Origin of the sequence: Bacillus sp. AG4(2022), assembly GCF_031844465.1 — a bacterium.
Classification (GTDB): Bacteria; Bacillota; Bacilli; order Bacillales; family Cytobacillaceae; genus Bacillus_AB; species Bacillus_AB infantis.
In genome coordinates, this window is the sequence record NZ_JAUZVH010000001.1 from 165,319 (window position 1) to 179,615 (window position 14,297).

Genomic DNA, 14,297 nt, shown 5'->3' on the forward strand with positions numbered 1-14,297 from the left:
GTATAATGGATAGAGACGCTATTCTAGTTTCGGAGTGATTTCTTATGAATATTGTATGGTTCAGGAAAGACTTAAGGATTCATGATCATCGGCCGCTTGCAGAGGCATGTGCTTCAGCGGAGGAGGTTATCCCTTTATATATAGCAGAACCGCTTTCAGGCCGGAAGGAAGTCTCAAGACGCCATATCCAATTTGCCGCAGAGGGGCTTGAGCAGCTGGATGAGGGCTTAAGGGGTCTTGGAGGAAGATTATTTGCCGCTCAAGGCACCATCATCGATATACTCGAAGAGCTACTGAAAAGATACGGCGATTTCTCCCTTTTTTTCCACCTGGAATACGATACGGATACTGACAGACTGGCTGCGGAGTGGATGGGGTCTAAAGGACTGTCTTTCTATCCTTTCCATCCTCCAGGCCAGCTGGAAAAACCAAAGAGCAAGAGCAGGTTCAGAAAGCTTTGGCAGGAGTCAATGCTTGAGGAGCTGACAGATCCTCCGGCTGCGGTCAGAGTTCCGGAAAAGGTGCCGGATTTTCTTAATCTTTCTGTTCAGAAGGCATTAGGCATGAAAGTTAAAGGAGAGGCCATCAGGTTTGGACAAAATGGCGGGGAAAAAAGGGGAATAGAAACACTGGAATTTTTCATAGGGGAACAGCTCGCCAACTATGAAAAAAACTATCAAAAACCGCTCGCTTCTTCTTTCTCATCCAGCAGGCTTTCCCCGTACCTGGCATACGGTAATATTTCACCAAGGCTCGCCTACCATGAAGCCGCAAAGAAGGCGGAAAACTGTACAGAAACTGAGAAGCAGCAGCTAAGCCTTTTTCAATCAAAGCTGCTTGAGCGGAGTGAGGCATTGCAGTGGCAGGAAAAAGAAACACAAGCAAATGCAGCCGATAGTAATTCCGCCAGAGCGCATGATGCAGAGCTTCTTGAAAAATGGCGGACAGGAAATACCGGAATTCCTTCGGTTGATGCGAGTATGCGCTGCCTGCGCAAAACCGGCTGGCTCAATTACAGCAGCAGAAGGATGCTGGCAGGCTTTGCCTGTAATATACTTCTATTAGATTGGGAGAAGGCTGCACTGGAGCTCGCCCTTTTGTTCCTTGACCACGAGCCTGCTGTTCACATGAAAGAGATGGGCATTCTTGCCGGTAAAAACGGCTCAAAAACCGTCAAAATCATCGATCCGGTCAAATGGGGAAAAGAGCTTGATACTGATGGAAGCTATATCCGCCGGTATGTTCCGGAGCTGAAGGATGTGGATGCGGCATATATACACGAACCCTGGCTGTACCCTGGTTTTTTTCAGCTTGGATACCCAGCTCCCATTTGTGATGTACGGAAAGCAATTAAGCAAGCAAAAAGGCAAATAGCGGACCAGAAGAAAGATCAGAAACCTAAAGACATACTTAAAAGTAAAAAAGCAGCTCTTGAAAGTGAAGAACAGCTTACCTGGGATTTCGATTAAAGCTGAACACCGGAAAAGGCTCAGGGGGAAAATCTGAAAATATGCTTTTAGCCGCGAAATGTTTTATAATAGGTAAAGGGCAGGATGTTCATCCGCTGAAGTCCCTCAGTTGAAGTAAGATGTTCTTCCAGCTGATCCTCCCTGCGAGTGATCAGCTTTTCTATGTGATAGCAGTAAAGATAAGCTTAGAATGCAACAGCAGGAAAGGCGGAATAAAAATTGTTCCAGGATGTAGGAATTGAGAAACTTTTAGAACTGAAGGATAAACGAAAGCTTGTACTGGTAGATGTAAGGTCTCCTTCTGAGTATAAGGACAGCACGATACCGGGAAGCATCAATATACCTTTGTTCAATGATGAAGAGCGGGCTGAAATCGGCACAATTTACAAACAGGTGAGTGTTGAAGCTGCCAAAGAACGCGGTCTGGAAATCGTTTCGGCCAAGCTTCCGGATTTTATCAGGGAATTTAATGCCGTTGAAGGCGACAAAGCCGTATTCTGCTGGAGAGGCGGGATGAGGAGCAGAACCTCTGCCACCCTCCTTGATCTGATGGGCATACGCACATACCGGCTCGAAGGCGGTGTCAGAGCGCATCGCAGATGGGTTGTCGAAACGCTTGAAGGACTCAAGCTTAAGCCCAAAGCATTCGTCTTGAACGGCTATACAGGTTCAGGGAAAACGGCCATTCTAGAGAAGCTGGCAGAAAAGGACTATAGTGTGATCGATCTCGAGGGACTTGCCAGGCACCGCGGTTCCATCTTTGGCCATATCGGCCTTGAACCGAGCAATCAGAAAATGTTCGATAGCAGGCTGCTGAGGAAGGTGCTCGAGGTGCAGGATTCTCCTTTTGTCTTTTTTGAAGCTGAGAGCAAAAGGGTCGGGAAGGTGGTGCTCCCTGAATCTATCATTGAAAAGAAGGAACAGGGGATCCAGCTGTTCATTGAGATGCCGATGGAAGAAAGAGTCCGCCATATCCTGGAGGATTACAAGCCATGGGATCATCCTGAAGCATGCTTTAATGCGTTCAGCCATATTAAAAACAGGATCCACACACCGATTGCTTCCGAAATAGAACAGAATCTCATTGATGAAGAGTATGGGTCAGCGGTTGCGCTGCTCCTTAAATATTATTATGATCCCCGTTATACGCATACAGCTAAAATGTATCCGGAAGACAGGATCGTGACTATTCAAGCCGCAAATATCGAGGATGCTGCCCAAAAGATAGAAGAGTACGTACTATCACAATCGCCGGTTGCGCAATAATTCTTGTATAAATAGGGCTGCATGCTGTCATGCAGCCCTATTTATTTTTGCTTTTAATGGTAAAATTAACCTAATGAGATGATAAGGTGGGGGTATGATTGGCTTTTTACAAACTTTTGGGCCTATCTGATACAAACATAGACAGGCAAATTAAAATACGGGAAGCGGTCAGGGCAATCATTATACAAGATGATCTGATCCTTCTTCTGCAGACAATTACAGGAGGCAATAAATTTCCCGGAGGAGGGGTAGAGGAAGGAGAAACCTGCACGGAAGCACTGATCAGGGAAGTTGCAGAGGAAACAGGCTACACAAGCTGCAGGATTAAAGAAAAGGCTGGGGAAGTCGTTGAAAGGCGTATCGACGAATATGATGACCGCTTCATTTTTCAAATGAATTCACATTTTTATATCTGTGAATTAAATGATTTCGCTTTGGCAGCGCAGCAGCTGGATACATATGAAGCAGAGCTGGGATTCATACCCAAATGGGTGGCCATTGATGAAGCAATAGAAGAAAATAAGAAAGCCATCGGGAAAATAAAAAATCATACTTGGCTAAAAAGGGAAAATTTTGTACTCGAAGAGCTTAAAGTTATGCTAATCAACCACTAAAAGCAAAAAGCACCCGGAGGGTTATGCTCCGGGCGCTTTCCTTTCGTTCTTTCCTGGCTGGAGGGAGGCAAAGCTATATCCTTTGAGTTTGATCTCTTTTAATAACTCAGGCAGGATATCAGCAGTCTGCTTTAGTTCATGCAGGAGGATAATGGCTCCATCTTCCAGATGATCAGTTACATTGCAAATGATTTTTTCCGGGTTTCCTTTAAGCTCCCAATCAAGGGATGCAATTCGCCACATTACAGGGGTCAATTCGAGTTCATTGGCCGCCTTAAGGGTAGCTTCATTATACTGGCCAAAAGGCGGACGGAAGAATACAGGCGCCTTTCCGGTAACCCGGCGGATCTTCTCTTTGCTGGTTTCCAGGTCCTTATATTGATCCTCAGAGGAGAGAGCAGCCATATTTTTGTGGCGGGATGAATGGGTTCCAATGATATGCCCTTCATCGAGCACTCTTTCCCATGGCCTTTCAGGATACAGAAGCCGTGTCTGCCAGAAAAAAGCGGCATATGCATTTTCCGCTGCCAGGCTGTCCAAAATGGAATGCAAATGCCTGCCAGGTCCATCATCAAAGGTTAAAACCACTGACGGCTTTTCACCGGGCTGTAATCTTGATAACACTTCATTATCTGCTGAGTCGTACACGACTCTTGTCTCATCAACCACTCAAGGACTTTTTGTCATAAGTATTCTCCTTCCCCGGATCAGACCGGAATGAATTCAGCCCCATAGGTCTGTTTATACAATTCATCTGTGAATTCATCTGGTTTCCCGTCAAAAATGAGGCTGCCATCTTTTAAGGCAAGAATGCGTGTTGCATAGCGCTTTGCGAGGGAAACATCGTGAACATTAATGATGGTCAGAAGGCCATGCTCTCTGTGAAGGGACTGAAGAAGCGAGAAAATCCTCTCTGATGTCCCGGGATCAAGGCTTGCCACAGGTTCATCACCAAGAAACACTTTGGGAGACTGGAGCAGGGCCCTTGCTATGCCGACGCGCTGCTTCTGTCCTCCGCTCAATTGTTCAACTTTCCTTCCGGCAAACTCACTCAGGCCGACATCTTCCATCACACTGCGGGCAAGTCCAATTTCTTTTCTGGAAAAAGCGCCTATCAGATTTTTGAAAGTGTTTCTGTAGCCAAACATTCCTGTCAGGACATTTTGCATGACTGTCAGACGGGGGATGAGATTATAATGCTGAAAGATCATGCCCATTTCCCTCCGTACAAGCCGTTCTTCCTCGGCAGATTTGCCGGATACCGGCTTGCCCTGAAAGTATACTTCCCCAGCAGAAGGCTTCTGGAGCCCATTCATGCAGCGGATCAGTGTAGACTTCCCGGCACCGCTTTTTCCAAGTACACATATGAATTCGCCTTGGTTCAGTTCAAGGTTTATGTTATGCAGGGCAGGGGAGTCAGCCTTCGGATAACGTACGGTAACATTCTCCAGCTTGATCATAAGCCCAGCCTCCTTTTAAATCACTTTATTTCTGACAAAGCTTCCAAACAAATCGACGATTACGACTATGACCATAATAATCAGCACATCGAGAGAAACGGCAGAATAATGGAAGGTCTTGAAATCATTGAACAATCTCTGTCCTATTCCGCCTCCGCCGATAAAACCAAGAATCAGAGAGGTACGGATCGCTACCTCGAACCGGTAGAAAAACTGGGACAGCACATTCGGCCAAATTTGCGGCAGGATGCTGAACAGGGAGGCAAACCAGCTTTTGGCGCCGACTGCCCGCATGGCTTCCTGCGGCCCGCGCTCTGAGGACTCTATCAGTTCTGATATCAGCTTTCCAAGCACACCGGCATTATGGAACAAAATGGCCAGTACAGCAGGAAAAGGCCCAAGGCCCAAGGCCGTAAGAAGGATCAGCCCAAATACGATCTCCGGCACTGAGCGGACGAAACTGAGGCCTAGCCTTGTCACATGATAGACTGCTTTCGATGGGGAAGTGTTCCTTGCAGCCAGGAAACTGAGCGGCAATGCCGCCAGCAGGCCGAGGAAGCTCCCCAGAAATGCCATCGCCAATGTTTCCATGCTGTCCTGGAGCATCCGGGGCAGGAGCGAGAAATCCATTGGAAACCACTGCGATAAAAAGTCGATCATATTCTGGAAATCACGGAATTTAGTCAGATCAAACTCAGTAAGACGGGCACTGGCATATACAGCCAGTGCCAGCAGAAGAACAGTAAAAATACTACGCTGTTTAAACCACACAATAATCAGCTCTATTCGTTAATGATTCCCTGTTTGACAGCTGCTTCCCTGATGCTTTCATATTGTTCATTGGAAGCCTCGGTAAAACCTGTTGCGCCAAACGCATCAAGCACTTCTTTATCATCGATCGCCAGGAATGTTTCCTGAAGCTTTTCTATTGTTTCTTTATCTGTATCTTGATGAACTGCCCAAGGATATTGGAAAAGTTTCTCGGATTCCCAGATTGTCTTGAACTGCTCTCCATCAATTTTCCCTGAATCTACAAGCTGATTGTAGATGGCGCTGTCAATCGCACCGGCATCCACCTGCTTGTTTTGGACAGCCAGGGCTGTAGCATCATGGGAACCTGTGAATCTGACTGATTTGAACTTATTGTCATCCTCGGATGTATAAACACCCTGATCCTGCAGTTCAATGGAAGGGATAAGGGAGCCGGACGTTGAATTGATATCGCCAAAAGCAAAATCAATTTCTCCTGCTGCTGCTACCAGGTCTTCCATGTTATTGTACGGGCTGTCTTTATGTGTGACGATATATGAATGGTAGAAAGGCTCTCCATCTATCAGCTGGGTGATGATTGCTTCAGCGCCGCTTTTTTCGTGTGCAACCACATATGTAAGCGGTCCAAAATAGGCCATATCGATTTTATCGTAGTTCATCGCTTCAACTACGCCATTATAATCAGGATAAACCTCAACATCCACTTTCCTGTCCAGCTCTTTTTCAAGGATCGACTGAAGCTTGTCCATGGCCGTTTCCATTGCACCTTCCGTTTGTACCGGTATGACGCCGATTGTGAAAGCTTCTTCATTATTATTGCTGTTTTCTTTTTGTTCTGTGCCTTCCTCTGAACCGCAAGCGGCAAGGATCATGATCAGCGTAAAGGCAGCTGCAGTCATTAGCCATTTTTTCATCAATAAAACACCTCATTAATATAATTGGGGGGATGGGCAGAGAGGCAGCATAAGCTTTAAGCAAATCTGCCTGACATCCCATACCCCTTAAAAAAGGACTCTAATCGAGTCCTTTTACAATACTTTAATCTTCCCGGGAGATTGATCTGTTACTTCGCCGATGATAGCAGAAGTGACATTTCTTTCTTCAAGGGCCTTTTGCAGTGCTTCAGCTTCCGCCTCAGGCACAGAAATCAGCAGCCCGCCTGAAGTGATGGCATCACACAGAATCAGCTGGGTTGTTTCATCAATATCAGGATTGTACTCAATCCGCCCTGACAGCCATTTGTGGTTCTTCCTTGAACCGCCAGGAATGATATTCTGTTCTGCGAGCTCACGTGTCCTTGGAAGGACCGGTACACTACCGCTGTTGATGATAACTCCGGCTCCGCTGCCTTCAGCAAGCTCGATCGCATGGCCGAGGAGGCCAAAGCCAGTCACATCGGTACAGGCATTCACCTGGAAGCTTTCCATTGCTTCTGCGGCATCTTTATTAAGTGCAGCCATTACGTTCATGACAAGATCGATATCTTCCTTCTCGAGCAGGTCCCGCTTGATCGCTGTCGTAAGGATGCCGACACCGATCGGCTTTGTCAAAATCAAAAGGTCACCAGGCTTAGCGCCGGCATTGGCCCTGATTTTATCCGGATGCACAACACCTGTGACTGAGAGTCCGAATTTGGGCTCCTGGTCATCGATCGAGTGTCCTCCGACAAGGGCGGCCCCTGATTCCATGACTTTGTCTGATGCTCCTGCCAGGATGTCAGCAAGGATGCTCTTATCAAGAGTGCTGATAGGGAATCCGACGATATTCATAACTGTGATCGGTTTTCCGCCCATTGCATAGACATCGCTTAATGAGTTTGCAGCCGCAATCTGGCCGAACATATAAGGGTCATCCACAATCGGTGTGAAAAAGTCGAGCGTCTGCACTAAAGCAACATCATCGCTTATTTTATATACTCCTGCATCATCGGAAGTATCAAGCCCGACAAGCAAATTTGGATCAGGTACAGCTTTGGGCAAATGACGCAGAACCTGCGCCAGGTCCTCAGGACCAATTTTGCATCCTCAGCCGCCTTTTGTTGATAGCGAAGTCAATTTGATGATTTCTTCTCTGGACATGAATTCCTCTCCTTTCATTAAACAAGGGCTGTCCCAAACAAGCTGTTCAGGAAGGGGCAAGCACCCTGCTGTATATCCTCAGCATACTTTCGGCCTCAGATACATTAGAGTGGTGTTCTGCTATGTAATTTTCAGCAGCAGCTCCAAGTTTTTTTCTTATCTCGTAATTATTGATCAAGCGCTCGGCATAAGCAAGAAATTCGACTTCATTCTGATAAACAAATCCGGTGGTTCCGTGCTTTACAAGACTTATGTTTCCTTCATTGGCTGAAACTAATACAGGCAATCCGCAATCCATCGCTTCTATGATGGCTGCCGGCTGTCCCTCGGAAATAGAAGTGTTCAGGAGGGCATCTGCACATTCGTAAAGACTTCCCATTTTACTGTGGGGAATCTGGCCGATATAGTCGATCCAATCTTCCTGTTCCGCCAGCTTTTTCACGTATGATCCTTCTTCTTCTTCAATGACAGGACCTGAAATCACTAAACGGATATGGGGATACCTGTCATGCAGTTTTTTTAGGGATGCGATTGCGAACGGGATATTCTTGATTTTCCTGATCCCGGCTGGAAGCAGGAAGACAAATGTATTTTGCTCTTTCTTAAAAACAGGCTCCATCATTTCAAACTGACTTCTTCCTTGTGGAATCACATAGACCTTTGCTTCAGCTTCGGGAACTTCGCTAATGATAAGCTGCTTTGCCTGTTCATTGAAGACTGTAACGGCTTTTGCTTCCTGAAGCGTCCTGATTATATCCTGCCGCCTTTCATGATGAAAAAGATCCTGATTCAGGTCGGTTCCTGTCATTGTGATCACATAGTTATCTATCGGCATACCAAGCTCTTTCTTGTAAAGGAAAAAGCGGTAAGCATGAAAACCATGGACGATATCTCCCTGTGGAAGGGGGAATGCGGGTCTTTCTGTTGAAGAAACAATTTTTGTATCTGCTCCAAGCCTGCGGAGGCCGTCAGATATTCTTTTAACGGTAATTGTATTTCCACGTTCCTGATGGAAATTGGGAGAAGCCAAAATAATCTTCATCGTGTCACTCCTTTTATGCCGATTCTCTGCTGCAAAAACTGACAGCCGCCTGCCGCTAAAGCATACACAATCAGTAGTATATACATACCCTCAAAATTATACCGGAATACCTCTTGAAATCAAGAGAAATGCACAGTTATCCAAGGGATAGTTGACAGAGCAAAAGGTTATATGATATTAAAAAATTAGCACTCAGCTTCAAAGAGTGCTAATGTAACTTCAACATATTCAGGGAGGGAGAAATAAAATGGTAAAGCAGCAATTCAAAGCAGAATCAAAAAGACTGCTGGAGATGATGATCCATTCCATCTATTCCAAAAAAGAAGTATTTTTAAGAGAGCTGATCTCAAACAGCAGCGATGCCATTGACAAGCTCTATTACAAAGCACTGACAGATGATTCAATCAGCTTCAACAAAGAAAACTATTACATAAAAATTACCCCTGACAAAGAAAGCCGCACTCTTGTCATTAAAGATACCGGGATCGGGATGACAAAGGAAGAACTTGAGGATAACCTGGGCGTTATCGCCAAGAGCGGCTCATTGAATTTCAAAACCAATACTGAGCTAAAAGACGGCTATGATATCATCGGCCAATTCGGGGTCGGCTTTTATGCAGCCTTCATGGCTGCAGACTCCGTTACTGTCATCAGCAGGGCCCATGGGAGCACAGAAGCATACAAATGGGAGTCAGAGGGAGCAGAAGGCTTCTCAATCGAGCCTGCCGTCAAGGAAGAAACAGGAACAGAGATCATCTTGAAAATTAAAGAAAATACAGAAGAAGAGAATTATGATGAATTTCTTGAAGAGTATTCACTAAAGAGCATCGTCAAAAAGTATTCCGATTTTATCCGCTATCCTATCCTGATGGATGTGCCAGGCAGGCGGCCTAGGGAAGGCTCAGATGGTGAATTTGAGGATTACACGGAAGAACAGACCATCAACAGTATGGTGCCGATCTGGAGAAAAAATAAAAGTGAGCTGACGGAAGAAGACTATGAAAAGTTTTATGCAGAAAAGCATTTTGGTTTTGATAAGCCGCTGAAGTCCATTCATATCAATGTTGACGGTACCATCCGCTATAATGCGGTGCTCTTTATTCCAGAGAAAATTCCGTTCGATTATTATTCCAAAGAATACGAAAAGGGGCTTGAGCTGTATTCAAATGGCGTTCTGATTATGAACAAGTGTGCCGAGCTGCTTCCTGATTATTTCAGCTTTGTGAAAGGAATTGTTGATTCAGAGGATCTGTCCCTGAATATCTCGCGCGAAATCCTCCAGCAGGACCGCCAGCTGAAGCTGATTGCAAAGAATCTCGGGAAAAAGATTAAAAGCGAACTGCAGTCTATGCTGAAGAATGATCGGGAGAAATACGAAGCATTTTACGAGTCTTTCGGCAGGCAGCTGAAATACGGGGTATACAGCGATTTCGGCAGCAACAAGGATATGCTCCAGGATCTGCTGATGTTCCATTCTTCAAAAGAAAACAAGCTAGTCACACTGGATGAATATATTTCTAGAATGCCTGAGGACCAGAAGTATATTTATTATGCTGCCGGGGAATCCATCAGCCGGATTGAAAAGCTTCCGCAGACAGAGCTTGTCGCCGACAAAGGCTACGAAATACTGTACTTTACCGAAGATATCGATGAATTTGCCATCAAGATGCTGATGAACTACAAAGAGAAGGAATTCAAGTCTGTGTCCAGCTCAGATTTGGGGATTGAAGCAGAGGAAAATGCTCAGGGCGAAGAAAAAGCCTATCAGGAAATGTTCACAAGCATGAAGGATGTGCTGGCAGGGAAGGTAAAGGAAGTCCGTGCTTCCAGGAGACTGAAAAGCCATCCTGTCTGCCTGGCAGCAGAAGGGGATCTGACCATTGAAATGGAAAAGATTCTGAACAGCATGCCTGACAGCCAAAATGTACAAGCTGAGAAAATTCTGGAAATCAATCCCAATCATGAGGTTTTTGCTTCACTGCAGAATGCGTTTGCAAATGACAAAGAGAAGCTGGCACTATACACCAATCTATTATACAACCAGGCTTTGCTGATTGAAGGATTGCCGATCAGCGATCCTGTGGAGTTTACGAATGATATATGCAAGGTTATGAATTGACCTTTGATCCTGCAAAATAATGAGAAAGACGAACTTTCATAGACCATGAAAGTTCGTCTTTTTTGTTATTTTTTCAGAATTCTGCTATTACGCCTATCCACAAAGCAAACCGATTTCATAAGCTGTTACATCAGGCAAGGAGGTGAAAATAATGAAAGAAAATTATTTGCGATGGTCTGAGCATCCTTATGCTGGAGAAAGAAAACCGCCATCAGAAGGTGTTACGCCATATGCCGGTTCCTGGCCGCTGATCTTTTTAAAAAGGGACAGTGACGGCCATTTTCTTGATCCCAATTACAAAAGAATCGTTTTACCAATTAAAGATCCTCACTATATCGATTTTCATCGTGAATTAAAAATCGTTCAGCGGACATTGAACAACCTGACACCTCAGCAAAAGAAGATCGGCATTTATTATGGTACAGGTGTTCCGACAAAGCAATGGACACCAGTCATTGACAAGCTGATCGATACGTATGGTGTCGGTCCAACCCAAGCGGCAAGGATTCTTGCTGTTGTTCAAGGTGCTATAAATGACAGTATGGTGGTTACCTGGCATTTAAAATACCTTTGGGATGCAGCAAGGCCCAATCAGTATGACCAGACACTTGAAACATTGCTGTGCACCCCGAGGTTCCCTGCCTATCCTTCAGGGCATGCAGTCATGTCAGGCTGTGCAGAAGTCATGCTGACCTATTTTTTCCCTAAAGAAGCAGGAAAGATTAAAAGGATCTCAAAAGAAGACGCCATTAGCCGGCTATATGCAGGAGTCCACTTCCCTTCGGATAATGATGAAGGGCTGAGGCTTGGAAGACATATTGGAAAAGTGATTGTCAGCCACCTGAAACGCCAGTCAGACGAGCGTGGGCAAATTCTGGATTTATCTGACAGCAAGTACCGGAACGCAAACATCCTTTCAGAGGATTACCAGCAGGCTATCCCGTTTGACTTTAATGAAAGATGCCTGTCGCTTACAAGGGATGCTGATGTTGTAGTTAAAAAGAATACTGAAGCTGCTAAACCATACTTGAAATTTTAAAAACTAATTACGCCCGACCTAAAGCTGGATTTTAGTCCAGCTTTTCATTTTGAAAATCATTTACCGCATTAAAAAGTCAATCCCGGCTTGTGGTTTGCTTCAATTGGAATAAAAGCAGATTGAGAAACACTGAATAATCCGGAGGCAGTTAATTTAATTTCCGGGATAACAGGAAGAGCCAGGAAGGATAATGCCAAAAAAGGGTTAACATCTTTATTTGCACCTAGATGTTTCAGGGCGTTATTGACGTCTGCCAGCATAGACGCTGCTTCTTCATAAGACTGATCGGACATAAGTCCCGAAACAGGCAGCTTCAGCGAGGCAAGCATTTCGCCTTCCTTAATGACAGCAAGGCCGCCCTGCATATCCTCCACAGCCCTTAGAGCAGCTAACATATCTTTATCATTTGTGCCTGCAATGATGAGGTTGTGTGAATCATGGGCTACCGTAGAGGCAATCGCTCCGGATTGAAGGCCGAGCCCTTTAACAATTCCCAATCCGATATGTCCAGCTGCACGGTGGCGTTCAATGACGGCCAGGTTCAAAAGATCCCTTGATGTGGAGGGAAGAAAGCTGTTTTGGCTGTCCAGATCAATTTCCTCAATTATATGCCTGGTAACCAGGCTTCCAGGGAGAATCTCTATGACGTTGGCTTTATTTCCTGTCATTCTGATTTTTAAATCTTCCTGGCGGGTAATGCTTATTTTAACCGTATTTTTGAGCATAGCAGCAGGAGGCACGCCTCTAAAACAGCCTTTTGGCAAAAGTTTACCAGCGGAAACGACTTCAACGCCTTCTTTAAATACCCGCTCAATGATCAGCTCTTCAAGCGATTCAAGGAAAACCATATCAGCTTTATACCCAGGGGCCAGCGCTCCCTGATCCTTCAAACCAAAACACTCTGCTGCATTCAGGGTCGCCATTTGAATGGCAGTTATAGGAGGGAGGCCTGACTTCACTGCCAGCCTGATATGGTGGTCAATGCTTCCTTCCTCAAGCAGGTCATCCAAATGCTTGTCATCTGTGACAAACAGACATCTGCGGCTGTTCTGCTGATTGACTGCAGGCAGCAGTTTCTCAAGATCCTTTGCTGCAGTTCCTTCGCGGATCATCAAATACATCCCTTTACGCAATCTTTCCTTTGCTTCTTCAGCGGTTATTGCTTCATGATCGGTGCGGATGCCCGCAGCACTATACACATTTAACCCGGATGCGCCTAAGCCTGCAGCATGGCCATCGATTTTTTTCCCGGCAGATTCTGCTGCAATGATTTTCACGATCATGTCAGTATGTGCATTCAATACAGCAGGGTAGTTCATGACTTCTCCAAGCCCAAGAACTCTGGGATGGCTAAAGAATGGCTTTAGATCAAGAGAATCCAGCCTTGCACCGGCATATTCAAAATCAGCAGCAGGAACTGAGGAAGGCAGCATAAAATAAAAATCAAAAGGCAGTCCTTCAGAAGCATCCAGCATGTACTGCAGACCGGAAATGCCTGATACATTCGCAATTTCATGCGGATCTGCCACAGCAGCAGTCACACCATGAGTCAGCAGCACCCTGGCAAATTCCCCGGGGGTCAGAAGGGAGGATTCAATATGGACATGGCCGTCAATGAATCCAGGAGAAATATAGCTTCCTTTTGCATCGAAAATCTTATGGCCCTCATACTCGCCAATGCCCGCGATATACCCGTCTGCAATGGCAATATCCCCATAAATGACCTCACCGTTAAAAACATCTATGATCTTTCCATTTTTAATGACCAAATCAGCAGGCTCTCTGCCGGCAGCCACTGCAATCCGGCGTATCAATCGTTCTTTTATCATTTTTATCCTCCTAAAAAGGAAGTACTTTATATCTCAATAATCAATCTTAGAAAAAGACTTCTCCCACAATTTAAACGGCATTAAAGCTTCATCCATTTTAACCTGCCGCATTTCTATGCTGCGCTGTTCAAGCGGGAGGGAGAGCTGCTCATAAATAAACTGATCATCAAATCCTGCAGCGGCTGCATCTTCTTTTGTACAGGCAAAATATACTGCTTTTGGGCGAGCCCAGTAGATAGCGCCAAAGCACATTGGGCATGGCTCACAGCTGGTATAGATTTCACAGCCGCTCAGCTGGAAATCCTGAAGATGCAGGCAGGCAGCACGGATCGCCTGTATTTCTGCATGTGCTGTAGGATCATTAAGCGAAGTGACCCGGTTTGTGCCTGTGCCGATCACCGTACCATCCTTCACAACAACCGCTCCAAAAGGACCTCCCAGATGGGCAGCAGCATTCTCCAAAGCAGCCTCTACTGCATTTTCCATAAAATAAAGGTTCGTCAACAGGATCACTCCAATTTAAGGTATTTTATATATTATTGGAGTGATAGGGATAAAAAAGCATTCGGTTTGGGAGGAAATCTGACAGGAAATTTATATAAAGGGCTTA

The 14,297-nt window shown here is 45.4% G+C and carries 13 protein-coding genes; 5 read left to right on the plus strand and 8 right to left on the minus strand.

Annotated features, from left to right (window positions below):
- The first annotated feature begins 44 nt into the window (after positions 1-44).
- From Q9R36_RS00850 to Q9R36_RS00860, 3 genes are all read left to right on the plus strand, one after another.
- Entirely contained in the window at positions 45-1,469 is a 1,425-nt protein-coding gene (locus tag Q9R36_RS00850; RefSeq protein ID WP_311224388.1) for an FAD-binding domain-containing protein, read from the plus strand.
- A gap of 219 nt (positions 1,470-1,688) precedes the next feature.
- Entirely contained in the window at positions 1,689-2,735 is a 1,047-nt protein-coding gene (mnmH, locus tag Q9R36_RS00855) for a tRNA 2-selenouridine(34) synthase MnmH (RefSeq protein WP_224951964.1), read from the plus strand.
- Between the two features lie 98 nt (positions 2,736-2,833).
- Positions 2,834-3,349: an NUDIX hydrolase gene (locus Q9R36_RS00860; protein WP_311224389.1), complete on the plus strand. Its 516-nt coding sequence runs from the start codon at positions 2,834-2,836 to the stop codon at positions 3,347-3,349.
- A 21-nt stretch (positions 3,350-3,370) separates the two neighbouring features.
- On the opposite strand, the gene Q9R36_RS00865 is transcribed toward Q9R36_RS00860, so the two are convergent.
- The 6 genes from Q9R36_RS00865 to Q9R36_RS00890 all read right to left on the minus strand — a co-directional run bounded on the left by Q9R36_RS00865 (position 3,371) and on the right by Q9R36_RS00890 (position 8,700).
- Entirely contained in the window at positions 3,371-3,973 is a 603-nt protein-coding gene (locus tag Q9R36_RS00865) for a polysaccharide deacetylase family protein (RefSeq protein WP_311224390.1), read from the minus strand.
- A gap of 83 nt (positions 3,974-4,056) precedes the next feature.
- The gene (gene phnC / locus Q9R36_RS00870) at positions 4,057-4,809 is read right to left on the minus strand and encodes a phosphonate ABC transporter ATP-binding protein (protein ID WP_009793894.1); all 753 of its coding nucleotides are present in this window, start codon (positions 4,807-4,809) and stop codon (positions 4,057-4,059) included.
- Between the two features lie 15 nt (positions 4,810-4,824).
- The gene (gene phnE / locus Q9R36_RS00875; RefSeq protein ID WP_311224391.1) at positions 4,825-5,580 is read right to left on the minus strand and encodes a phosphonate ABC transporter, permease protein PhnE; all 756 of its coding nucleotides are present in this window, start codon (positions 5,578-5,580) and stop codon (positions 4,825-4,827) included.
- A gap of 11 nt (positions 5,581-5,591) precedes the next feature.
- Complete coding sequence (gene phnD / locus Q9R36_RS00880) at positions 5,592-6,494, minus strand: phosphate/phosphite/phosphonate ABC transporter substrate-binding protein (RefSeq protein WP_148949488.1); 903 nt, start codon at positions 6,492-6,494, stop codon at positions 5,592-5,594.
- Between the two features lie 114 nt (positions 6,495-6,608).
- Positions 6,609-7,658 carry a selenide, water dikinase SelD gene (gene selD, locus Q9R36_RS00885; RefSeq protein WP_311224392.1) on the minus strand — a complete coding sequence of 350 codons (1,050 nt, stop codon included), beginning with the start codon at positions 7,656-7,658 and terminating at the stop codon, positions 6,609-6,611.
- A gap of 46 nt (positions 7,659-7,704) precedes the next feature.
- Positions 7,705-8,700, minus strand: coding sequence for a glycosyltransferase (locus Q9R36_RS00890; RefSeq protein WP_311224393.1), 996 nt, complete (start codon positions 8,698-8,700; stop codon positions 7,705-7,707).
- A gap of 247 nt (positions 8,701-8,947) precedes the next feature.
- Here Q9R36_RS00890 and htpG point away from each other — a divergent pair, with 247 nt between their 5' ends.
- Entirely contained in the window at positions 8,948-10,819 is a 1,872-nt protein-coding gene (gene htpG / locus Q9R36_RS00895; RefSeq protein ID WP_311224394.1) for a molecular chaperone HtpG, read from the plus strand.
- A gap of 151 nt (positions 10,820-10,970) precedes the next feature.
- Positions 10,971-11,858 carry a vanadium-dependent haloperoxidase gene (locus tag Q9R36_RS00900; protein WP_311224395.1) on the plus strand — a complete coding sequence of 296 codons (888 nt, stop codon included), beginning with the start codon at positions 10,971-10,973 and terminating at the stop codon, positions 11,856-11,858.
- Between the two features lie 68 nt (positions 11,859-11,926).
- Here the strand turns inward: Q9R36_RS00900 and ade are convergent, their stop codons facing one another.
- Positions 11,927-13,687: an adenine deaminase gene (ade, locus tag Q9R36_RS00905; protein WP_311224396.1), complete on the minus strand. Its 1,761-nt coding sequence runs from the start codon at positions 13,685-13,687 to the stop codon at positions 11,927-11,929.
- Between the two features lie 33 nt (positions 13,688-13,720).
- The gene (locus Q9R36_RS00910; protein WP_035402596.1) at positions 13,721-14,173 is read right to left on the minus strand and encodes a nucleoside deaminase; all 453 of its coding nucleotides are present in this window, start codon (positions 14,171-14,173) and stop codon (positions 13,721-13,723) included.
- Positions 14,174-14,297 lie beyond the last annotated feature (124 nt).

Bases quoted from the DNA above. Each gene is read 5' to 3' on its own strand.
- Q9R36_RS00850 (WP_311224388.1), top strand. From the start codon at position 45: ATGAATATTGTATGGTTCAGGAAAGACTTAAGGATTCATGATCATCGG.
- phnC (WP_009793894.1), bottom strand. From the start codon at position 4,809: ATGATCAAGCTGGAGAATGTTACCGTACGTTATCCGAAGGCTGACTCC.
- phnD (WP_148949488.1), bottom strand. From the start codon at position 6,494: ATGAAAAAATGGCTAATGACTGCAGCTGCCTTTACGCTGATCATGATC.
- Q9R36_RS00890 (WP_311224393.1), bottom strand. From the start codon at position 8,700: ATGAAGATTATTTTGGCTTCTCCCAATTTCCATCAGGAACGTGGAAAT.
- htpG (WP_311224394.1), top strand. From the start codon at position 8,948: ATGGTAAAGCAGCAATTCAAAGCAGAATCAAAAAGACTGCTGGAGATG.
- Q9R36_RS00900 (WP_311224395.1), top strand. From the start codon at position 10,971: ATGAAAGAAAATTATTTGCGATGGTCTGAGCATCCTTATGCTGGAGAA.
- ade (WP_311224396.1), bottom strand. From the start codon at position 13,687: ATGATAAAAGAACGATTGATACGCCGGATTGCAGTGGCTGCCGGCAGA.
- Q9R36_RS00910 (WP_035402596.1), bottom strand. From the start codon at position 14,173: ATGGAAAATGCAGTAGAGGCTGCTTTGGAGAATGCTGCTGCCCATCTG.